General features: G+C 51.6%; 22 protein-coding genes. All 22 read right to left on the bottom strand.

The features are described from left to right. Nucleotides 1-3 precede the first annotated feature (3 nt). The 22 genes from KQX66_RS16860 to fliJ all read right to left on the bottom strand — a co-directional run bounded on the left by KQX66_RS16860 (nt 4) and on the right by fliJ (nt 19,880). A complete protein-coding gene (locus KQX66_RS16860) occupies nt 4-465 on the bottom strand; it encodes a chemotaxis protein CheW (protein ID WP_036676403.1) in 462 nt (153 codons plus the stop codon). Nucleotides 466-516: 51 nt separating this feature from the next. Further along, a complete protein-coding gene (locus KQX66_RS16855; protein ID WP_216793986.1) occupies nt 517-2,574 on the bottom strand; it encodes a chemotaxis protein CheA in 2,058 nt (685 codons plus the stop codon). Between the two features lie 48 nt (nt 2,575-2,622). Next, the gene (locus KQX66_RS16850) at nt 2,623-3,738 is read right to left on the bottom strand and encodes a protein-glutamate methylesterase/protein-glutamine glutaminase (protein WP_216793985.1); all 1,116 of its coding nucleotides are present in this window, start codon (nt 3,736-3,738) and stop codon (nt 2,623-2,625) included. Nucleotides 3,739-3,792: 54 nt separating this feature from the next. Beyond that, nucleotides 3,793-4,662, bottom strand: a complete 870-nt coding sequence (locus tag KQX66_RS16845; RefSeq protein WP_216793984.1) for a MinD/ParA family protein — start codon at nt 4,660-4,662, stop codon at nt 3,793-3,795. Further along, entirely contained in the window at nt 4,655-5,953 is a 1,299-nt protein-coding gene (flhF, locus tag KQX66_RS16840) for a flagellar biosynthesis GTPase FlhF (RefSeq protein WP_216793983.1), read from the bottom strand. Before flhF ends, KQX66_RS16845 begins: the two co-directional genes overlap by 8 nt. After that, nucleotides 5,950-7,983 carry a flagellar biosynthesis protein FlhA gene (flhA, locus tag KQX66_RS16835; protein WP_216793982.1) on the bottom strand — a complete coding sequence of 678 codons (2,034 nt, stop codon included), beginning with the start codon at nt 7,981-7,983 and terminating at the stop codon, nt 5,950-5,952. Before flhA ends, flhF begins: the two co-directional genes overlap by 4 nt. A gap of 24 nt (nt 7,984-8,007) precedes the next feature. Then, complete coding sequence (gene flhB / locus KQX66_RS16830) at nt 8,008-9,099, bottom strand: flagellar biosynthesis protein FlhB (RefSeq protein WP_216793981.1); 1,092 nt, start codon at nt 9,097-9,099, stop codon at nt 8,008-8,010. Between the two features lie 18 nt (nt 9,100-9,117). Further along, complete coding sequence (fliR, locus tag KQX66_RS16825; RefSeq protein ID WP_216793980.1) at nt 9,118-9,900, bottom strand: flagellar biosynthetic protein FliR; 783 nt, start codon at nt 9,898-9,900, stop codon at nt 9,118-9,120. A gap of 12 nt (nt 9,901-9,912) precedes the next feature. Beyond that, entirely contained in the window at nt 9,913-10,182 is a 270-nt protein-coding gene (gene fliQ / locus KQX66_RS16820) for a flagellar biosynthesis protein FliQ (RefSeq protein ID WP_025850740.1), read from the bottom strand. A gap of 25 nt (nt 10,183-10,207) precedes the next feature. Further along, complete coding sequence (fliP, locus tag KQX66_RS16815; RefSeq protein WP_216793979.1) at nt 10,208-10,972, bottom strand: flagellar type III secretion system pore protein FliP; 765 nt, start codon at nt 10,970-10,972, stop codon at nt 10,208-10,210. Continuing rightward, nucleotides 10,969-11,442 (bottom strand): flagellar biosynthetic protein FliO, encoded by a 474-nt coding sequence (locus KQX66_RS16810; protein ID WP_253957220.1) that lies wholly within the window; start codon nt 11,440-11,442, stop codon nt 10,969-10,971. Before KQX66_RS16810 ends, fliP begins: the two co-directional genes overlap by 4 nt. Before the next feature lie 231 nt (nt 11,443-11,673). Further along, a complete protein-coding gene (locus KQX66_RS16805) occupies nt 11,674-12,036 on the bottom strand; it encodes a response regulator (protein ID WP_010491286.1) in 363 nt (120 codons plus the stop codon). A 50-nt stretch (nt 12,037-12,086) separates the two neighbouring features. Next, nucleotides 12,087-13,349, bottom strand: coding sequence for a flagellar motor switch phosphatase FliY (gene fliY / locus KQX66_RS16800; protein ID WP_216793977.1), 1,263 nt, complete (start codon nt 13,347-13,349; stop codon nt 12,087-12,089). Beyond that, nucleotides 13,339-14,340, bottom strand: a complete 1,002-nt coding sequence (gene fliM / locus KQX66_RS16795; protein ID WP_025850745.1) for a flagellar motor switch protein FliM — start codon at nt 14,338-14,340, stop codon at nt 13,339-13,341. Before fliM ends, fliY begins: the two co-directional genes overlap by 11 nt. Nucleotides 14,341-14,380: 40 nt before the next feature. After that, nucleotides 14,381-14,836, bottom strand: coding sequence for a flagellar basal body-associated FliL family protein (locus KQX66_RS16790; RefSeq protein ID WP_193394388.1), 456 nt, complete (start codon nt 14,834-14,836; stop codon nt 14,381-14,383). 25 nt (nt 14,837-14,861) lie between these two features. Further along, complete coding sequence (locus tag KQX66_RS16785) at nt 14,862-15,083, bottom strand: flagellar FlbD family protein (protein WP_010491294.1); 222 nt, start codon at nt 15,081-15,083, stop codon at nt 14,862-14,864. Between the two features lie 54 nt (nt 15,084-15,137). Next, nucleotides 15,138-15,962, bottom strand: coding sequence for a flagellar basal body rod protein FlgG (gene flgG / locus KQX66_RS16780; protein WP_216793976.1), 825 nt, complete (start codon nt 15,960-15,962; stop codon nt 15,138-15,140). 168 nt (nt 15,963-16,130) lie between these two features. Then, on the bottom strand, nt 16,131-16,508 hold the full coding sequence (locus KQX66_RS16775) for a TIGR02530 family flagellar biosynthesis protein (RefSeq protein ID WP_010491298.1): 378 nt from the start codon (nt 16,506-16,508) through the stop codon (nt 16,131-16,133). After that, nucleotides 16,505-16,954 carry a flagellar hook capping FlgD N-terminal domain-containing protein gene (locus KQX66_RS16770; RefSeq protein WP_216793975.1) on the bottom strand — a complete coding sequence of 150 codons (450 nt, stop codon included), beginning with the start codon at nt 16,952-16,954 and terminating at the stop codon, nt 16,505-16,507. Before KQX66_RS16770 ends, KQX66_RS16775 begins: the two co-directional genes overlap by 4 nt. Before the next feature lie 34 nt (nt 16,955-16,988). Further along, entirely contained in the window at nt 16,989-18,461 is a 1,473-nt protein-coding gene (locus tag KQX66_RS16765) for a flagellar hook-length control protein FliK (RefSeq protein ID WP_216793974.1), read from the bottom strand. Nucleotides 18,462-18,488: 27 nt separating this feature from the next. Beyond that, nucleotides 18,489-19,412 (bottom strand): MotE family protein, encoded by a 924-nt coding sequence (locus KQX66_RS16760; protein WP_216793973.1) that lies wholly within the window; start codon nt 19,410-19,412, stop codon nt 18,489-18,491. 27 nt (nt 19,413-19,439) lie between these two features. Beyond that, nucleotides 19,440-19,880: a flagellar export protein FliJ gene (fliJ, locus tag KQX66_RS16755; protein WP_216793972.1), complete on the bottom strand. Its 441-nt coding sequence runs from the start codon at nt 19,878-19,880 to the stop codon at nt 19,440-19,442. Between the last annotated feature and the right edge of the window lie 8 nt (nt 19,881-19,888).

Genomic DNA, 19,888 nt, shown 5'->3' with positions numbered 1-19,888 from the left:
GGCCTACTCCTCTACATTCTCCAGTTGAACGATCTCGCTCTTGGTCAATACTTCCTTCAGGTTCAGCAGCACAAGCAGCCGGCTTTCGCCTACTTTGGCAATCCCGTGAAGGTACTTGGCCTTAATGCCGCCTACGATTTCCGGCGGATCGTCGATATGATCCGAATCCACATCGATGACGTCGTTGGCCGAATCGACAATCAAGCCGACTTCGATATCGCCGACGGCAACGATAATGATCCGCGAGTTGTCGGTATATTCGGTTTCCGGAAATCCGAAGCGGCCGCGCAGATCGATGACGGGGGTAACAACGCCGCGCAAATTGATGACGCCTTTGACAAATTCAGGCGTTTTCGGAACACGGGTCATCGGCTGCATCCGTTCAATGGTGCGGACTTTCTCGACCTCTACCCCGTATTCTTCCTTTCCTAATGTAAACACGATGACTTTCAATTCTTCTCCCATACTCGCAGCCTCCTTAAGTTATCGCGTGAATGTAGCCGTCTTTGCGTCCCGCTATTTAATCAAGGCATTCGTATCGATAATTAACGCGACTTGTCCGTCTCCCAGAATGGTTGCGCCGGAAACCGCAAACAGCTTGGTCAAATATTTGCCGAGCGTCTTCAGCACGATTTCCTGCTGCCCGATAAATTCGTCAACGACGAGAGCCGCCATTTTGTCGCCTTTGCGTATGATGACTACTTGCGTTTCGTTCTCGGAAATATTCGTTCCTCCCGGCACATCGAACAGATCGGCCAAGGATACGAGCGGGATGACCCCGGTACGGTACTCGACCATGCGATTGCCGTGAACCGAGCGGATCTGTTCTTGACGGACAGCCATCGTTTCCACAATGGAAGAAAGCGGAATTGCGTACTTCTCGTTATTGAGCCGGATCAGCATCGCCGAGATAATCGACAGCGTCAGCGGCAGCTGAACGGAAAATTTAGAGCCTTTCCCCCATGTCGAATCGACTTGGACTTGTCCGCCGAGACTTTGAATCTTCGTCTTCACGACATCAAGTCCGACCCCGCGTCCGGAGATGTCCGATATCTTGTCCGCCGTGCTGAAGCCGGAGGCAAAAATCAGCTGATTGACCTCGTCATCCGTAATGCGCTCGGCTTGTTCCTTGGTCAAAACGTTGTTTTCCAGCGCCTTTTTCAACACTTTGTCCCGGTTAATGCCGCGTCCGTCTTCCTCGATCTCGATAAACACATGGTTTCCGCTATGATACGCGCGCAGATGAATCGTTCCGGTCTCGGGCTTTCCGATGGCAACTCGTTCGGCAGACGGCTCCACGCCATGGTCGACGGCATTTCGAAGCAAATGCACCAACGGGTCGCCGATTTCGTCGATGACGGTACGATCCAATTCGGTATCGGCGCCGGTAATGATCAGATCTACCTTTTTGTCCAGCGTCTTCGCGACATCCCGGATCATGCGCGGGAAGCGGTTGAAGACGGTATCGATCGGCACCATGCGCAGCTTCAGTACGATATTCTGCAAATCGCTGCTGACCCGGGACATATGCTCGACGGTTTCCGTCAATTCGCTGCGGCGAATTTCGCTGGCAAGCTGCTCCAGCCGTACCCGATCGATCAGCAGCTCGCTGAACAGGTTCATCAGCGTATCAAGCCGCTCGATGTCGACGCGGATCGTCCGTCCGGCTACAGGGGCACCGCCTGCGGCAGGCGCTTTTTTGGCTTCCTGCTTCGGCGCTTCTTGCGTCGATGCGGCGGCAGTCTCGGCTAGAGCCTGTGCCTGTGCGGCCGCTGCGTTGGACCCGGAAGGCGGACTCATGAGCTCCGTCAGCTTGGCCTGATCCAAAACGATAACGTCCACTTTATCGATTTCGGATACGCTTGCGACTTGCTTTTGCAGATCGTCGGTGTCGATTTGAGCTATGTAATAAACGACGAACGATTGATCGAATCGCTCCTGCTCGATATCTTCCACGGAAGGGTTGGATTTGATGACCTCCCCGTTCTGCTCGAGCACGTTGAATACCATATAAGCGCGCGCTGCTTTTAACACGCAATCTTGGCGAACGGTTACTTCGAGGCGGAGCACAGGAATGCCCGCTTCGATGGACTGCTGAAGAATCGAAAATTGAAATTCGTCAAGCTCTCCCCCGGCGACAGTTGTCTGCGCCGCTTTGGCCGTCGTCCCTCCGGCTGCGCCACCCTTGGTGTAATCGCCGGAAACGATGGACTTCAGCGCGGCGACGATTTCGGTAACGTCCGCTTGACCTGTGCCGCCTTGAATGATGTCCTCCACCATGGATTCCAAGGAATCCAGACTTTTGAACAGGCAGTCGAAAATAAACGAATCCATCTTCAGCTTATGGTTGCGGACGAGGTCCAGCACGTTCTCCATCTCGTGAGTCAGCGACGCCAGATCCTCGAATCCCATCGTCGCCGACATGCCTTTCAACGTATGCGCCGACCGAAAAATATTTTGCACGATCGTAATGTCTTCCGGGCTGCTCTCCAGGCTGAGTATCTGTTCGTTCATCGCTTGCAAGTGATCTCTCGACTCATCGATAAACATCGAGAGGTATTGATTCATTTCCATATCTACACCTCCATCATGGTAATTGCTCTATCAAGGCTTACCCGGAAGTCAGGGCTCGCGGGCGACGGCTTGGACCAGCTTCGCGGTAATTTCCTGCTGGGGGAGCACATGCGTTACGCAATTCAGCTCCACCGCCGCGCGGGGCATCCCATAAACGATGCAGGTGTCCTCCGATTCGGCAATCGTCGTTACGGCTCCGGATTGCTTCAGCGCCAGCATCCCTTTGGCTCCGTCAGAGCCCATACCGGTCATGAGCACGATGTGGCGTTTAAGCTCCCTCATCGGCAGCAGCGATTCGAAAAGCACGTCCACCGACGGCCGGTGTCCGCCGCGCGGATCTTCTTTTGTCAGATGGATCTTGTAAGAATGGTTCCCATTGCGGGCTACGGTCATATGATAGCCGCCAGGGGCCACATAAGCGGTGCCGCTCTCCAGAATCATGCCGGCTTCCGCCTCAACCACCCGCAGCCTCGAAACGGAATCGAGCCGCTGTGCCAGCGACTTGGTAAAGTTAGGAGGCATATGCTGGACGATAACGACGGGAGCGGGAAAGTACTCCGGGAAATCGGACAACACCTGATGCAGCGCCCGAGGCCCCCCGGTTGAGGTGCCGATGGCGACGATATGTTCGAATCCAGCCGCACCTGTAGCGGGGCGCCGTTCCATTCTTGGGGCCGGTTCCGAGAACGGCCGCGGATCTTTCGGCACCTCCGCCGCTTTAGGCGACGGTTTGCTCAACGCGGAACGCGACAGCTTACGCATGTTTGTTTTTACCGCGATGTGCAGTTTTTCGAGCAGCAACTGCTTGACTTTATGCAAATCGAGTGAAATCGAACCCGACGGTTTTCCGACGAAATCGACAGCCCCCCATTCGAGCGCTTTGATGGTCTCCGCCGCGCCTTCTTGAGTCAGACTGCTTAACATGATGACCGGAACAGGGTGCTCATTCATAATCGCGCGAAGCGCATCCAACCCGTTCATTTCCGGCATCTCAATATCCATGGTTACAACATGGGGGTTCAACTTTTTGACCAGCTCGACGGCTTCCTTGCCGTTTTTTGCGGTTCCTACTACCCGCAGCGCCGGGTCCCCCGAAATAAGGTCGGTGATGATTTTTCTCATAAAAACCGAATCATCCACCACGAGCACATCGTAAGGCTGCATACGTTTCACTCCTCTGCGTTGTGTCTGATTCTGAAGGTCGGAGGACGTTCTCTTTTATTTAAGCAGCTTAATCATTCGGTTCAAGAAGCCTTTGACCGCCCCCGAGCTCATGTCCGCCGGCTTTTGGTTCGCAATAAAATCATCGGTCAGATCATAGATCGATTTGGATGCGCCGCTCGACGGAAAAGCTACGGTAAAAGGCACCTGCTTTTTTACGGCTTTGGATACCGCAGCATCATCAAGCACGTAGCCGATGGTGGGAATGTCCAGATTCAAAAATTGCTTGGCGACCATGCTGATCTTTTCGGCGGTTTGTCTGCCTTCCCGCCAATCGGTCACCCGATTGACGACCAGCCGGAAGCGAATGTCGTAATCCATCGCGCTTACCATCTTAATAATGGCATACGCATCGGTAATCGAGGTCGGCTCCGGCGTCGTCACCACGATCGTCTCTTGTGCGGCAACGATAAACTTGAGCGTTTCTTTCGACAACCCGGCCCCCGTATCGAAAATGATAAAGTCCGCATGTCCGTTCAGCTGACCGATTTGCTCTTGAAAATAATCCAATTGTTCCTCGGACAGCCGGATCAGGTCGTTGAAACCTGAGCCTCCTGCAATAAATTGCAAATCGTTATAGCCCTTATGAATGATGTCCCAAATCGTCTTTTCCTTTTTCAACAAATGATACAAATTGTACTTCGGCGCAATGCCCATGAGCACGTCGATATTGGCCAGACCGATATCGGCGTCGAAAACGAGTACCTTGAATCCTTTTTTTTGAAGCGCAAGAGCAAAATTAAGTGTAAAGTTCGATTTGCCGACCCCGCCCTTACCGCTTGTAACGGCGAGAATGCGTGTCGGCTTTTCTGCGGAGTTGGCTCGATGCCTGATCAGATTCCGAAGCTCTTGTGCCTGATCATTCATGGGTGTTATCCTCCAGAATCCAATCGATCAGCTGCCTCTCGTTCAACTCCTCGATATCGTCGGGAACGCTCTGTCCGTTGGCGATATAAGAAGTATGCAATCCAAAATCGCGGATCAGGTTAACGACGGCGCCGTACGAATCGGTCTCGTCCTTTTTCGTGAACAATACTTTATCTAATTTGAACTTGCTGAAGTTGTGCGTAATGGCCTTCATATCTTTATATTTGGTCGTTAAGCTGAGCACCAGAAACGTTTCGCTCTTCCCTCCGGATTGAAGCAGCGCGTTCAGCTCCGAAACGTACATTTCGTTGCGGAAGTTCCGACCGGCCGTATCCATAAAAATAAGATCGCAGTCTTTCAAATTCTCGAGTGCCTTGTTCAAATCCAGCGGAGAAAAGACAACCTCAAGCGGCACGTTCAAAATGGTAGCATACGTCTTGAGCTGCTCCACCGCGGCGATGCGGTACGTATCCGAGGTGATGAACCCGACCTTGCGGCGGTGCTTCAGCACTTGTTCGGCAGCCAGCTTGGCAATCGTCGTCGTTTTGCCGACGCCCGTAGGCCCGACAAAATGAGCGATTCGGGTATCGGAAGCGATCCCTTTGCCGCCCTGCGGCTGAAGCAGCGTTTGGAGCTGCGTCCGGAGCGAATGGACCGCGAATTGTTCCGTGATCGGAACGTCCTCGGCTTCGGCTTCCTCCGATACCCGGGCCAGAAGCTCCTGAACCATCTGCGAGTCGATCTCCTGATCGAGCAGCCGGCGCTCCAGTTCCACTAAAACCGGATCTTGGGCTGCCTCCGGCATACGCTGTGAAGAAAGCTTCTGCATCATTTCTTTCATTTGCTTGATCTCTTCAAGCAGCGTATCTTCCTTGGCTCTGCTGCTGACAGATGTCGGCTGTGCCCCAACAGGTGCGGCCTGAGGAGGCGGGCTTGCCGGAAGCACGTCCGGCACTTCGGGAAACGCCAGCGCCGGCTGCGCTCCCCGCTCCCGGTCACGCTGCATCCCGTAAGCTGTAGACACGGCCGTACTGCCCATAAGCGAAGTCGGCGCCGGGGCGACCGGCTTCGCTAACGTAGCGGTCGCCGACTTACCGGAAGCCGGCTGAACGCTTCCGGCTGCGGAATCCGTGGCAGCGATCACTTCGATCTTTTTCTTCGAAAACATGCCGAGAAATCCGCCGGAACGAATTTCTTTCGTATTGATGATGACAGCGTCTTTCCCGAGGTCCGTGCGAATTTTTTGCAGGGCATCCGGCATGGAGTCTACGACATATCGCTTCACTCTCATAGATTAACAACCCCCATGCTCTGAATTTCAACGCTCGGTTCAAGCTCGCTGTAAGATAAAACCGGAATGTCCTGCATGGTGCGTTCGAGCAGCTGCCTTAAGTACATGCGAATGGTGGGCGAGGTAAGAACGATCGGCTGCTGCCCTGCTTGAAGCAGCTTGGTTACTTGATCGGTCACCTTCTGGTAGATCACTTGGCTGGACGTCGGATCGAGCGCGAGGTAGCTGCCCTGATCCGATTGCTGTACCGATTCCGCAATTTTTTTCTCGAGCGTCGGCCCTACGGTAATGACTTTCAGCGATTCGCCGCCGGTCGTGTACTGCTGCGTAATTTGTCTGGACAAGCCCTGCCGGACATATTCCGTCAGCACTTCCGGATCCTTCGTATATGTGCCGTAATCGGCAAGCGTCTCCAGAATGGTGACGAGATCGCGGACGGATATTTTTTCGCGAAGCAGCTTGACCAGCACTTTTTGCACGTCGCCGATCGACAGTACGTTCGGGATTAAATCGTCGACCAGTGCCGGGTGATGCTCCTTGACATTCTCGATAAGCGCCTTCGTTTCTTGGCGGCCCAGCAGCTCGTGAGCATGCTTCTTAATAATTTCCGTCAAATGCGTCGCGACAACGGATGGTGGATCGACGACCGTGTAGCCGGAAAGCTCGGCCCGTTCCTTGGTCTGTTCGTCAATCCATAGCGCCGGCAGCCCGAAAGCCGGCTCCAGCGTATCGATCCCTGTAATCGAATCGTCGTCGATTCCCGGACTCATTGCCAAGTAGTGGCCGAGTAACAAATCGCCGCGCGCGACCGTATTGCCTTTAATCTTAATGACATATTCGTTCGGGCGCAGTTGAATGTTATCGCGAATCCGGATCACCGGCACGACGATTCCGAGCTCGAGCGCGCACTGTCTGCGAATGAGAATGACGCGATCGAGCAGGTCGCCGCCCTGCTGCGTATCCGCCAGCGGGATAAGTCCGTATCCGAACTCGAACTCGATCGGATCGACCTGCAGCAAGCCGATGACACTTTCGGGGCTTCGTACTTCTTCGATTTGCTGTTCCTCCTCAAGCTGGACTTCAGCAGCTTGCTTGCGGTTCATGGTTTGCTGCATCTTGTAAGCCGCGAATGCCAGCACGGCAGCGATCGGCAATGTCGTGATCAGATGGATCGGCGTGAAAATGCCCAGCGCCGTAATCGTTCCCGCTACAATATAAAGCAGCTTCGGGTAAGAAAAGATTTGCGATGTCAAGTCGTGGGCCAAGTTTCCTTCGGAAGCCGCCCTCGTCACGATAATCCCTGCTGCGGTAGAGATCAGCAGTGCCGGAATTTGGCTGACGAGACCGTCCCCGATCGTCAGGATCGAATAGAGCGCTCCCGCTTCACTAAGCGACATCCCTTTCATCGCCATTCCGATAATCAAGCCGCCGATGATATTGATCAGCAGCATGATAATGCCGGCGATCGCATCCCCTTTGACGAATTTGCTCGCACCGTCCATAGCGCCGTAAAAGTCGGCCTCGCGTGAGATTTTCTCGCGTCGTTCTCTGGCCTGCTGTTCGTTGATCAGCCCTGCGTTCAAATCCGCGTCGATACTCATTTGTTTCCCCGGCATCGCGTCGAGCGTAAACCGTGCGGCTACCTCGGCAACCCGCTCCGAGCCTTTGGTAATGACGATAAACTGCACCAGCACCAAAATGATAAAGACCACAAAGCCGACGACAATGTTGCCTTGGGCAACGAACGATCCGAAGGTGCTGACCACGTTGCCTGCGTCCCCATGGGCCAAAATGTTTCTGGTTGTCGATACGTTCAGCGCAAGCCGGAACAAGGTGGTGATGAGCAGGAGCGACGGAAAGATGGAGAACTGAAGCGCATCCTGTGTGTTCATGCCGATCAAAATGATCATGAGAGCAGCCGATATGTTAATAATCAGCAGGACATCCAGCAACCATATCGGCAGCGGGACGACCATCATCAGAACGATGCCGATCACGCCGATCAGCACGACCAGGTCTTTTGCTTTCATTGCAGGGTGTCCTCCTTTCCGGGATTAGTTCGCTTTTCCTTTAACTTTGTATACGTATGCCAGCACCTCGGCTACGGCCTGAAACATATCGGCCGGTATCGATTCTCCGATCTCAACCTGCGCGTATAACGCGCGGGCGAGCGGTTTGTTTTCCATCGTTATGATGCCGTTATCCTTGGCAATCTGCCTTATCTTCAAGGCGATGTAATCGGTCCCCTTGGCGATAACGGTAGGTGCCTGCATCTTGGAGGCATCGTATTGAAGCGCGACGGCAAAGTGCGTCGGGTTCGTGATGACGACGTCCGCTTTAGGAACGTCCTGCATCATCCGCTGCAATGCCATGCGGCGCTGCTTCTCGCGGATCTTCCCTTTAATCAGCGGATCCCCTTCCGTTTTCTTGTATTCGTCTTTAATATCCTGCTTGGACATCCGCAAGCTCTTCTCATGCTCGTAACGCTGATATATGTAATCCAAAATTGCCATGACGATCAAAATCAATCCGATTTTAATCCCAAGCTGCAGTGTCAAGGAAGCGGTGAAAGCGATAATTTCTTCCAGTGGCAGCCGCGCAAGCTGCAAGATGTTGTCCTTTTCCGCCATTAGCGTCGAATAAACAACTACTCCAATTACCGTCATCTTGAGCACCGATTTGAGAAAATCGACGATAGCCCGCATGGAGAACAGCCGCTTTGCCCCTTCGAGAGGGTTAATTTTGCTGAACTTCATCATGAGCGGTTCGCCCGTAAACAAAAAGCCGATCTGCACATAATTTCCCACAACGCCGATGACCATCGAGATCAAAAAAATTGGGCCGAGAATCAACAACATTTGTGTAGCGATCTTTTCGAATAACACCATACTGTTATCCATGGTGACGTTCATATTGAGAAAGTCGATGAAGATCGAGCGAAACAAACTGACAAGTCGCTCTTTCATATAGCCTCCGAACAAGAAAAACGATAAGAAGGAGAAAAACAAGATGAAGGCGGCCGGCACTTCCATGCTTTTGGCCACTTGTCCTTTTTTGCGGGCTTCTTGTTTTTTCTTAGGCGTCGCCGCTTCCGTTTTCTCTCCCGAGAACAATTGCAAATCCAGCTTTAAACGTAATGCAGCCACGGCCTGCCTCCTCACGCGCTAACTGCCAGTGAACAATCCGAAAAACTTGGCCATCGTTTCCAGCATAGTTGAGAATTTCTCTTTGTAGATCAATTCGTATCCTGGAAACAAGAGAAGCAGCAGAATAAAACCAACGATAATCTTCACCGGAATCCCGATGACGAAAATGTTGAACTGCGGGGCTACCCGAGCGAGAAGCCCAAGACCGACATCGGTCAGAAACATCGCGACGACTAGCGGCGCCGCCATTTGAAAGCTTATGGCAAAAACTTGAGAGAACGTCTTCAGCATAAAGTCCGAAAGCTGACCGTTATAATTTTCAACAAACAACTCGTTATTCAAAGGAATCCATTCGTAGCTTCGCATAATTCCTTCGAGCAAGTAATGATGACCGTTGAAGCTTAAAAACAACAGCATGGCGATCATGTACTTCAGATTGCCCAAAATCGGACTTTGCGCTCCTGTTAGCGGATCGATTACGTTCGCTATACCGAACCCCATTTGAAGGTCGATGAATGCACCGGAGATTTGAACGACCTGAAAGAACATATACGCTATAAACCCGAGGGTTAGTCCCACAAACACTTCCCGGAAAACGGAAAGAATATACAGCGAATCCATAGCCACCGGCGTCGTCAACCCGATACTGAAGAACGTAATGAAAGCAACGAAAAACGATAGCCCTACCTTCAGCTGCATCGGCACATTACGGGCCGCAAATACGGGAGCGATGACAAAAAACGATGAAATCCGACAAAAAAACAACAAAAATCCGGGAAGATACTGCAAAACCCACTCCATTTCACCCACAACCTATCCCACGTATTTATACAGGTTATTCAACAGATTATAGGTAAAATCAACAAGTGTCGTCAGTATCCAAGGGCCGAATATAAGTATCGCAAGCAGCACAACGACAATTTTCGGAACAAAGGCAAGGGTCTGCTCCTGGATTTGCGTCGTCGCTTGAAACACACTGATGATCAAGCCGACTGCCAGCGCCAGCACCATCATCGGAGCACTGGCTTTAAGCGTGGTGTATACCGCTTCTCCGGCCAATCTGATTACAAATTCCGAGCTCAATGCGCTCTCCTCCCGGCTGGTCCGTCTATGTATTGTAACTAAGCAGAAGCGAACGAACGACGAGATACCAACCGTCCACAAGAATGAACAGCAAGATTTTGAACGGCAACGAAATCATTACCGGCGGCAGCATCATCATCCCCATCGCCATCAGCGTACTGGCAATAACCATATCAATGACCAAAAACGGAATAAAGATCATAAAGCCCATCTGAAACGCCGTCTTTAACTCGCTAATCGCATAAGCGGGTACAAGCGACGTAAGCGGCGTATCTTCCACTCCGCTGGGCCGTGGCGCCTTGGTGTAATCCAGGAACAGCTTCAAGTCTTTCTCCCGCGTATGCTGAAACATGAACTTCTTGATCGAAACGGATGCTTTCTCCAGCGCTGCCGTCTGGGTCAGCTCGCCCTTAAGATAAGGCTGCACAGCCGTTTGGTTGATGTCCCCAAGCGTTGGCGCCATGATGAAAAAGGTCAGAAATAACGCAAGACCGATCAGCATTTGGTTCGGCGGCATTTGCTGCGTACCGAGCGACGTCCGGACAAAGCCGAGCACGATGACGATTCGGGTAAAGCTGGTCATCATGATCAGAATGGCCGGAGCGATGCTGAGAATGGTAATCAGCAGCACGATGGTAATGGCGCTCGAAGCCCCCTGCGGATTGTCGGATGTCCCGATATCGATGTTCATTCCGGGAATCGGATCGGCCGCATAGGCTGGGCTTGCGAGCGAACCGCACAGAACAAGAAGAATCAGCAGGAAAATGAGCCTTTTATTGAATTTCATCATTTATCATTCAACCGATCTGAATTAGTGTCTTGCTTGAGCAGTTGCTCCATTTGTTTCTTCTGATCCGACATATGCTGGATTTTCGTGTGAAACACCTCTTGGAACGAGGCTGTCACTTCCATTTCTTCTTCGACTGCCGGCTTGTTGCGAAGCTTTTTGAGCCAGCCTCCTATGGAATCGAAGGTCGGGCCCGCAAACGCCGGACCGGAAGACATCAGTTCCGTAATCAAAGCGACCTCGGTTTCATCCTCGATCTTTTCGAGCAGCTGAATGTTCTCCCCTACTCCGACGATATAAAGCGAACGGCCGATTTCGACAACTTGAATCGATTTATTTTGTCCGAGCGGCAATCCGCCCAAGGATCGTATCGACCGCCCGGATAAAAATTTATTTTTCTGCGAAATCATCTTCACGATGACCAGAAAAATTCCGATAATAAGTAGTAGAAAAAAAAGGACTTGGAAGATCATCCAGAACGTGCCCCCTGAACTGCCTTCCGTTACAAGCCGATCCGGTGTTCCGAGCATTCCCGCCCCAGAGGGGGCCGGGTTCTCCGATTCCGCAAAACAAACAGCAGCAGGCCATACTGCTGTTTGCATCAAAACCATGGCTACACCGGACGATAACTTGGCTCTGAGTCTTCTCAACATTTCACTTTCCTTTCAATTTGCGCAAGACCCATCGTTTAACCCCTGTTGAAATTATCCCAAGGTTTTCTTAATCGCTTCAATAACACGGTCTGCCTGAAACGGCTTCACGATGAAATCTTTGGCCCCTGCCTGGATCGCATCGATAACCATCGCTTGCTGCCCCATAGCGGAGCACATAATGACCTTGGCATTTCCATCAAGCTTCTTGATTTCTTTAAGTGCATGAATACCGTCCATTTCCGGCATCGTGATGTCCATCGTAACCAGATCGGGGCGGAGCTCTTTAAATTTTTCAATCGCTTGTGCGCCGTCGTTTGCTTCTCCGACAACTTCATAGCCGTTTTTCGTTAAAATATCGCGAATCATCATTCTCATAAATGCTGCGTCGTCTACAATCAAAATACGGTTTGCCATGGGTAACCATTCCTCCTATAGGATGCTTAAGTAATCTTGTTGGTTGATTATTATTGTAGTTTTTGAATCCGATCCCATTGATTCACAATATCCGTCACGCGGACACCGAAGTTTTCGTCAATGACGACAACTTCGCCTTTGGCGATCAATTTGTTATTGACTAAAATATCAACAGGTTCCCCGGCCAGCTTGTCCAGTTCGATGATCGATCCTTGAGACAATTCGAGGATGTCCTTAATGACCTTATGCGTACGACCCAGTTCGACCGTCACCTTAAGCGGGATATCCAGCAGCAGGTTCAAATTCGTATCTTCTGCAGGAGATAGCTGCGGATGACTGAAATTAGCGAATTGAGCCGGTTGGACGTTCACTCCCCGTGCCGTCGGAACACCGTAATTGGCCGGCTGCGGCGGATAAGCTTGCGCTGCAGGCGGAGTCATCGGCGGCTGGTACGCCGGCGGCTGATAACCGTGCTGCGGCGGCGCTTGATGCCCTACCGGAGGCTGCGAATAAGGATCTTGTGCGTAAGCGCTTGGCGCGGCATGGGCTGGCGGCTCCGGTGCCGGTTGGGAAACGGGCGCGGATTGTGCAGGCGCCGGTGCAGGTTCCTCTATTGCGTCTCCACCTCCCATTAAAGTAGACACCATCTCTCTCGCGAAAGGAACCGGCAGCAGCTGCATGATTGTCGAATCAATCAGGTCGCCGATTGTCAGTCGGAAAGAGATTTTGATAAATACATCTTCTCGAGGCAGGGAGGCAGTTCCTTCCCCTGACGCTAAATTTAATATGTCGATTCCCGGCGGTGAAATATTGACAAACCGGTTGAAAATCGTCGACATCGACGTAGCGGACGAGCCCATCATTTGGTTCATCGCTTCCTGAACCGCGCTGATATGAATTTCGCTGAGCTCTTCCGTTTGTCCCGTTCCGTCTCCGCCCATCATCAAATCGGCGATGACCTGGGCATCCCGGGTTTTGATCACCAGAAGGTTGATCCCGTGAAAGCCGTCGACGTAGTTCACATGGACAGCCACGTGCGGCTTCGGAAACTCGTCGGCGAGTTCAGAATGAGCGATGATGGATACTTTCGGCGTCGTAATATCCACCTTTTTTCCAAGCAGGGTGGAAAGTGCAGTAGCCGCGCTTCCGAATGTAATGTTTCCGATTTCGCCAAGCGCATCTTGCTCCAAAGAAGACAAATAATCTTCTACTTGAGGAACAAACTCGGAAATAGCGGAGGATTCGCCATCGCCCGATTGTCTCAATAGCGCATCGATCTCTTCTTGAGACAAATAATCCTTGTTATTCGTCATTCTCTTCCACTCCTTCTTCTTGGACAATCTCGCTGATTTGGACAGCCAGCTTGCCACGCGTCGTTCCGGGACTGCCGTAAAACTTCAACTTTTCCCCTATGCGAATGTCCAACGGCTCATTCACGGATTTGCCAAGCGTGATGACATCCCCGGCGTTGAGGTTCAAAAACTCCCTCACGGAAATTTGGGAAGAACCCAGCTCCGCGATAATCGGCAGTTTCGCTTTATGCAGCCTAGACTGCAGAGCCGTCAGCTCCTCCGGCGCGCTTGTTTTTTTCTGGGAAACGAACCAATGGTGTACCGACAGTCTCGGCATAATTGGTTCGATGACCACATGCGGAATACACAGGTTGATCATCCCGGTCGTGTCACCGATTTTGGTGCTGAGCGAGATCAGCGCGATCGTTTCGTTAGGCGATACGATCTGCATAAACTGCGGATTCGTTTCGAGCGCTTCCAGCCGCGGAGACAAATCAATAACTGTCTTCCAAGCCTCCTGCAAACTGTCGAAGGCCCGACTGAAAATCCGTTCGATGACAATGGTCTCGATCTCGGTCAACGCATTGATTTTCGTTGGCGATGTCCCCGCTCCGCCTAACAGCCGGTCCAGCATCGCAAAGGCTACGTTCGGGTGAACTTCAAGCACCATGCGTCCTTCCAGCGGCTCCGCTTCGAAAATGTTCAGAATCGTCATCTTCGGAATGGAGCGGATGAATTCGTCATAAGGCAGCTGCTCGACCTGCACTACGTTAATCTGGACAAAGGTTCTAAGCTGAGCGGAAAAATATGTCGTTAAATATCGGGCAAAGTTTTCATGAATTCGGGTTAAGCTCCGGATATGATCCTTGGAGAAACGCACAGCACGTTTAAAATCGTACACCCGTATTTTTTTCTGCGTCTCTTCCTTTTTAAGCTCCTCCGCATCCATTTCCCCTGAAGAAAGCGCCGCTAGCAGGGCGTCAATCTCATTCTGTGAAAGAACATCAACCATTAGCGTCACCTCCTTTGAACTGCTGCATCATGCTATGTAGTTATTGGAGTACGAAATCCGTAATCAAGATTTGATTCATTTTTCCCGATTGGAGAAGCGGGTTCATTTTATTCATAAGGGCGGAAGTGAGATTGTCGAAGCCTTTGCTTCCCGATACTTGCTCCGGTGTCATATCGGATAGCGTTTGAATGACAATGGCCTTCATTTGGCTGTCCAACTTCTCAAACTCTTCCTTGGCCTTCTTATTTTCCAGTTCAAAGGCAAAGCTCAATTTAATGAATTTGCCATTGCCCCCGGCCAAATTGGTAAGCACGTCTTTCATGATGACTGTATTTTGCTTGACCTCATCCGGGGTCAGCTTTTTGGCTTGTTTTACGTCGCGGGCAGAACTTTGCGCCTGCTCTTGAGGGTTCTGATTGGCTTTATCCATATAGTTCCACAGGACGAACGCAGCCGTCAATATCAATGTAATCGCAATAAGAATAGCAACAACCATTATGAAAATTCTGCTTTTAAACAACTTACGACCCCTCCGAATTCAGGCTCTTAACCGTACCGCCGACAAGACCTACGGTTTGCAAAAAGCGGTGTACGGTGTCCATTACTTCCGTCACCGGCTCGAGCACCATGATTTTTTTACCGGTCACCAGCGTGATCATCGTGTCCGGCGTTTCTTCAATTGATTCGATCAAAAGCGCGTTCAGAACGATTGCTTTCCCATTAAGCCGTGTCAGGCGGACCATCGGTTACCTCCGAAAGGATAAAATCGGGGGAGAATCACTCCCCCTTGAAGCAAACTATCGTTTCAGATTGACGACTTCTTGAAGCACTTCGTCGGATGTAGTAATAATTCTCGAGTTGGACTGGAAGCCGCGCTGAGCGACAATCATTTCCGTAAATTCGGACGTTAAATCCACGTTGGACATTTCAAGCTGACCGGAAACGATAGCGCCGGTTCCCGTTGCTGGGTTGTTGGCCAAGGAAGCAGCGGGATCGATTTCTTCCGTATTCGAGTTTGGCGTCGTCCGGTACAGGTTTCCTCCAATTTTCTCCAATCCGCCCGGATTTGTTACTTTGGCAACGGCGATGAATTGATTGGTCGGCGTTGCAGCCCCGTCAGCTCCGATGGCGATAATTTCGCCGGACTGCGAAATCGAGAATGCGGTAACGGTGTCTTCCAGCGCCACAGCCGTACCTCCGGTGTTCAAAACGAACATACCGTCCGCCGTCACGAGACGGCGCTGGGCATCCAAATCAAAATTGCCGGCACGTGTAAGGAGCGGCTGCCCATTAACATCCGTAGTTGGCGATACAAGGAAGAACCCGTCTCCGTCAATACGCAAATCCGTTATTTTATTCGTCGTCTGGGCGCTGCCCGGGGTGTGGAGAGTATCGATAGCGCCAACCGTCACGCCAAGTCCGATTTGTTTGGCATTAACGCCGCCCACCGTATCCGTCGGGGCTGTTACGCCTGAAATCTTTTGGCTCATGATGTCTTTGAACGCTACACGACTGGCTTTGAAGCCGTACGTATTCACGTTCGCGATGTTGTTGCCGATGACGTCAAGCTTCGTTTGAAAGCCTCTCATACCCGAAACGCCGGAATAAAGCGATCTTAACATCGATAGTTATCCTCCCATATTGCAACTGCGCATCGCATCGATGGATGAATACAGTTGTCAATGATGATGTAATTAAGGTTAGTTACAGCAAGCTCTATAATACGTTCGTTCTGCGGTTGTTTCAGTCGGTCCACAACCTCGGCCTCCGAAATTCGGGCCGGCCTATCGCTACGAAATAATCATGGCCGAGTCGATTTGGGTAAATACGTTGTCCTTCATCGATGCTCCGTCCATGGCTGTAACTACCGTGCGATTCTTGATGTTGACAATCAGAGCGGTATCGTTGATCAGCATCAACGAGTCCTTTGCCCCTTTGCTCGCGGCTTTGTCTATCGCGGTGTTGAGCTTGACAAGCTGCTCAGGCCCTAGCTGAATGCCCCGCTGCCGCAAACGTTCTTCCGCGTGATGACTGAAACGCACGAGTTGATTTTGCAGCATCGCATCGAACGAGGTTGTCTGGACCCTCGGTTCCGGGTCCGTTCGTCGTACGGGCTGCGGCGCCACAGCATTCGGAAACAGGCGACCAACCGTTATTCGATCCGTCATGGAGTTACCTCCGGATTGGAAATCTGGCTGATCTGATCCATCTTCACTTCGTCGCCGTTAATCTTCGCGTACTGCTCGTCCTTCTTCATAAGGATGGACTCCACAGTTCCGGTTTTGACGATAGATTTGTTGTTTTTGTCAACATAGGTGTAGGTAACCTTTTTACCAATCAAACTGGATGCAAATCCTAGCGACTGCCGAAGCATTTTCATTTCCGAACTCATTTTGGCAAGCTGCTCGACGGATGTAAATTGAGCCATCTGAGCGATGAATTCTTTATCCTGCAGCGGCTGCGTCGGATCCTGGTTTTGCAATTGGGTCATCAGAATCTTAAGGAATTCATCTTGTCCCAATTTCCCTTTTTCCTCAGCTTTGCCGGCGTTCTGAATATTTCCTTTGGCGTAATACGGCCATATATTTCTGGTGCTGACATTTGAATCGGGCACGGTTTCACCCCCTGCTCCATCGGTGTAAGCTTACTTAGGCCGTAACGTCAATCGATCCGGTTCCCAGACTGCCTGCGGTGCTCGAAGTCTTTGCTTCTTCCTTCAACTCATCTTCCATTGCGGCAATTCGGCCGCTGGCCGCTTTCTGCTGCTTGGAGGATTGTCCGGACTGCTGCTGTTGGCGTCCTTCCTGGAACATGCCGGACTGGTAGTTCTGGCTTTGGCTTACTTCGAGCTTCTCCACCTGAATGCCCTGACTTTGCAGTGTCGTTCTCAGCTGCGATAACTGGCTCTCCAGCATTTCCTTACCAGCCAAGCTGTCCGCTACGAACTGGGCAATCAGTTGTCCGTTATGCATAGTCAATTTAACTTCAACGTGTCCGAGATGCTGAGGATACAACGAAATTTTAGCCTCGGTCATCCCGTCTGCCGAGGTTCCCATAAATATGGAACGAACGACAAACTGCGTCATGTCCTCCGAAAACGTCGCTGCCTGCATCTGCACGACCGGCGCTTTTATCTGCGCATGATTGCCTTGCTGCTTGATGTACTCGTGCAGCGGCATCGGCTGACCTTCCGTCCCGTCTGCCATCCCCGCGTTCAGCGGTTCAAACAGAGGCCCTTCGTCTGCTTTCGGCGGGTCCAGATGAAGCTGAACCATCGTAGCCTTGGCTGTAAGCGCTTCGAGCTTTTGCACCGGGCTGGAGACCACTTGGACAAGCTTCCCGGCATCCGAAGACGGAGCTGCTTCCGCTGTCGCTGCAGTCTGTATAGTAGAAGAAACGCGGCGTTGATCGGCGCTAGGCTTTTGCAATTCGCTTGATTTGGACGCAGCCGACATCAGAACAGCCGGCAACTCTTTCACGGCTTGCTGAAGCTTCGAATCCGTTTTCCCTTCCGCTACCAGGTCTTTCAACTGTTTCAAAATGGCAGCGGCTTCCTGTGCCGTCAGCGCTTTAGGTTGCTGTATCGCGCCAAGTTCATCCGTCTCCGACCCCGCAGGCGTATCTACAGTAGGTGTCAAAGGAATAAACAGCAGCGGATTAAGCGCATCCGCACTCTCTTCCGCGTTGTTTCCTTCGCCTGTTGGAACGGCCGCTTGATTGTTCTCCGGCTGATTCAAGGGAAGTGCTGCAAGCAGCGCTTGAAGCTGCAGCAACCAGGCTTGCAAATCCGGGTTGTTTATCAGCGCGTTCGCATCCTCGCCTTTTGCCGAGTCGAGCAGTTGGATTAAGCCGTCGATTTGTTGTGCCGTTTGAGCCTGCGCCTGATCCGCCGTCTGCGGAAGCGCGGCAATTAAAGGAGCGATCAGCTGAGCAAGTGCCGACAAACCGGCGGTTCCTGCGGTACTGGCTCCCGCTCCGGAAGCATCGCCTGTCATCATTCCGTTTAGAGCCGACGAGAAGGATCCGGCCCCTCCGGCTGCACTTCCCGTACTGGCGGCGTTCGATCCGGCAGCGGATGTCCCGGCAGATGCGGCCACAGAAGTTTGTGTCGAAATTTCCATCTTTTTTTCACCTCCTTTCCATTGTATTTATTGAACCAGTCGGGCCGAGATCAGCGCTGCGGTTTCTTTGGACTGATCCGATATAGCCGCCAAAATTCTGGAACGCCCGCCGCTATCCATAGAGCTCAGGATGGAGATCACTTTGTCGGGATTCGATTTCTGCATTTCCATCAGGACAGTAGCCGCGCTTTTGGGCGTCATATTCGAAAACGTGCTGCCTAAATCGTCTTTGCTCAGCTTGTCCGCAGGCTGCTTGCTTTGCGCCGCCAGTTCCTTCACGCGTTCCTGCAGGGCCGCAATTTCCGTATCCCTTACGTTCGTTTGGTCCTTCAGCAGAATCGAGGCATCAGCAGCCTTCTTCGGGTCCATTTTCTCCAGCACCTTGACGCGCTCGTCCGGCTTCATCATCCCAAGCACCAGAACCAATTCTTTGGAGGTTAAGTTCTCCATAATCGGCGCCGATTTGCTCGGCGACATCTTCGCATACATGGTAGCAAGCTGTTGAATTTGATGCGCATACTCCTCGTCGCTCAAAGTCTTGCTTTTTGCGCTTTCTTCCAATGTACTGTTCTTGAGCTGCAATTCCTTTATCGTCTCATCCCGCTGCTGCAGCGAGGCTTCCGCCTTTTTCAGCGCCTGCTCCAATTCCTGAAGCTTGGCCGTCGTGCCGGCATTCGCATTCTCCTGCGCCGGAGCGGACGACTCGGTCCCGGCGGGTTGAGCCGTTTCCGGATTGGCTGCCGTCTCCTTCGTTTTCGGATCAGGGATGATGCTGTTCACGATAGGAATTTTATTGGCCGCCCGAAGGACGTTGTTCATCACGTCATAATCGAAAATCGTCAACAGAACGCCGAGCAGTACAGCTGTAAAAACAAAAGGGATCAGGAACCATATTAAAAACCGCTCCATAGCTCCGTAAGAGGAGGACTGCTCCGTATCTGTGTTTGCCACTTCCTCACCTCCCCGCATGTTCATTAGTTACGAAAGCCGTTTAAAACGATTCGTCGCCATTTCGTCCAATTGATTTTGTTCTTTCTTCAAAACCTCACTGGAAAATTGCTGAAACGCTCTTTCCTTTGCTTTCGTCCAAACCTTTTCTTCAATCATCTTACCGGTTAAATCATCCTGCTTGAGCTGCACGATCGTTTTGGCTGCTTGCACATCCCGATGCTTGAGCTGAATGCGGCCGTCAATATGGTTCACGTAACTTTGCATCATGAGCAGGTTGGATACCGTTGTCACTTGGCTGGAAGACTTATGCAGCTCCTCCTGCATCTCGTGCTTGGCTTTCTCCAGCTCGGCCAGAGAGGATTCCTCCGCACGCATTTTACCAATGGCTTCAGACAGCATCCATTCCGCTTGCGTTTTCTCGTTCATCTTCAAATCAACGATTTTTTGAAAAGTATATCGAAACCGCATGCTCCTTC

Origin of the sequence: Paenibacillus oleatilyticus, from assembly GCF_018998565.1 — a bacterium.
Classification (GTDB): domain Bacteria; phylum Bacillota; class Bacilli; order Paenibacillales; family NBRC-103111; genus Paenibacillus_G; species Paenibacillus_G oleatilyticus.
This window is presented reverse-complemented; position numbering and strand designations above follow the sequence as displayed.

Excerpts from the sequence above, each read along its gene's own strand:
- KQX66_RS16860 (WP_036676403.1), bottom strand. The coding sequence starts at position 465 with ATGGGAGAAGAATTGAAAGTCATCGTGTTTACATTAGGAAAGGAAGAA.
- KQX66_RS16855 (WP_216793986.1), bottom strand. The coding sequence starts at position 2,574 with ATGGAAATGAATCAATACCTCTCGATGTTTATCGATGAGTCGAGAGAT.
- KQX66_RS16850 (WP_216793985.1), bottom strand. The coding sequence starts at position 3,738 with ATGCAGCCTTACGATGTGCTCGTGGTGGATGATTCGGTTTTTATGAGA.
- KQX66_RS16845 (WP_216793984.1), bottom strand. The coding sequence starts at position 4,662 with ATGAATGATCAGGCACAAGAGCTTCGGAATCTGATCAGGCATCGAGCC.
- flhF (WP_216793983.1), bottom strand. The coding sequence starts at position 5,953 with ATGAGAGTGAAGCGATATGTCGTAGACTCCATGCCGGATGCCCTGCAA.
- flhA (WP_216793982.1), bottom strand. The coding sequence starts at position 7,983 with ATGAAAGCAAAAGACCTGGTCGTGCTGATCGGCGTGATCGGCATCGTT.
- fliR (WP_216793980.1), bottom strand. The coding sequence starts at position 9,900 with ATGGAGTGGGTTTTGCAGTATCTTCCCGGATTTTTGTTGTTTTTTTGT.
- fliP (WP_216793979.1), bottom strand. The coding sequence starts at position 10,972 with ATGATGAAATTCAATAAAAGGCTCATTTTCCTGCTGATTCTTCTTGTT.
- KQX66_RS16810 (WP_253957220.1), bottom strand. The coding sequence starts at position 11,442 with ATGATCTTCCAAGTCCTTTTTTTTCTACTACTTATTATCGGAATTTTT.
- KQX66_RS16805 (WP_010491286.1), bottom strand. The coding sequence starts at position 12,036 with ATGGCAAACCGTATTTTGATTGTAGACGACGCAGCATTTATGAGAATG.
- fliY (WP_216793977.1), bottom strand. The coding sequence starts at position 13,349 with ATGACGAATAACAAGGATTATTTGTCTCAAGAAGAGATCGATGCGCTA.
- fliM (WP_025850745.1), bottom strand. The coding sequence starts at position 14,340 with ATGGTTGATGTTCTTTCACAGAATGAGATTGACGCCCTGCTAGCGGCG.
- KQX66_RS16790 (WP_193394388.1), bottom strand. The coding sequence starts at position 14,836 with ATGGTTGTTGCTATTCTTATTGCGATTACATTGATATTGACGGCTGCG.
- KQX66_RS16785 (WP_010491294.1), bottom strand. The coding sequence starts at position 15,083 with ATGGTCCGCCTGACACGGCTTAATGGGAAAGCAATCGTTCTGAACGCG.
- flgG (WP_216793976.1), bottom strand. The coding sequence starts at position 15,962 with ATGTTAAGATCGCTTTATTCCGGCGTTTCGGGTATGAGAGGCTTTCAA.
- KQX66_RS16775 (WP_010491298.1), bottom strand. The coding sequence starts at position 16,508 with ATGACGGATCGAATAACGGTTGGTCGCCTGTTTCCGAATGCTGTGGCG.
- KQX66_RS16765 (WP_216793974.1), bottom strand. The coding sequence starts at position 18,461 with ATGGAAATTTCGACACAAACTTCTGTGGCCGCATCTGCCGGGACATCC.
- fliJ (WP_216793972.1), bottom strand. The coding sequence starts at position 19,880 with ATGCGGTTTCGATATACTTTTCAAAAAATCGTTGATTTGAAGATGAAC.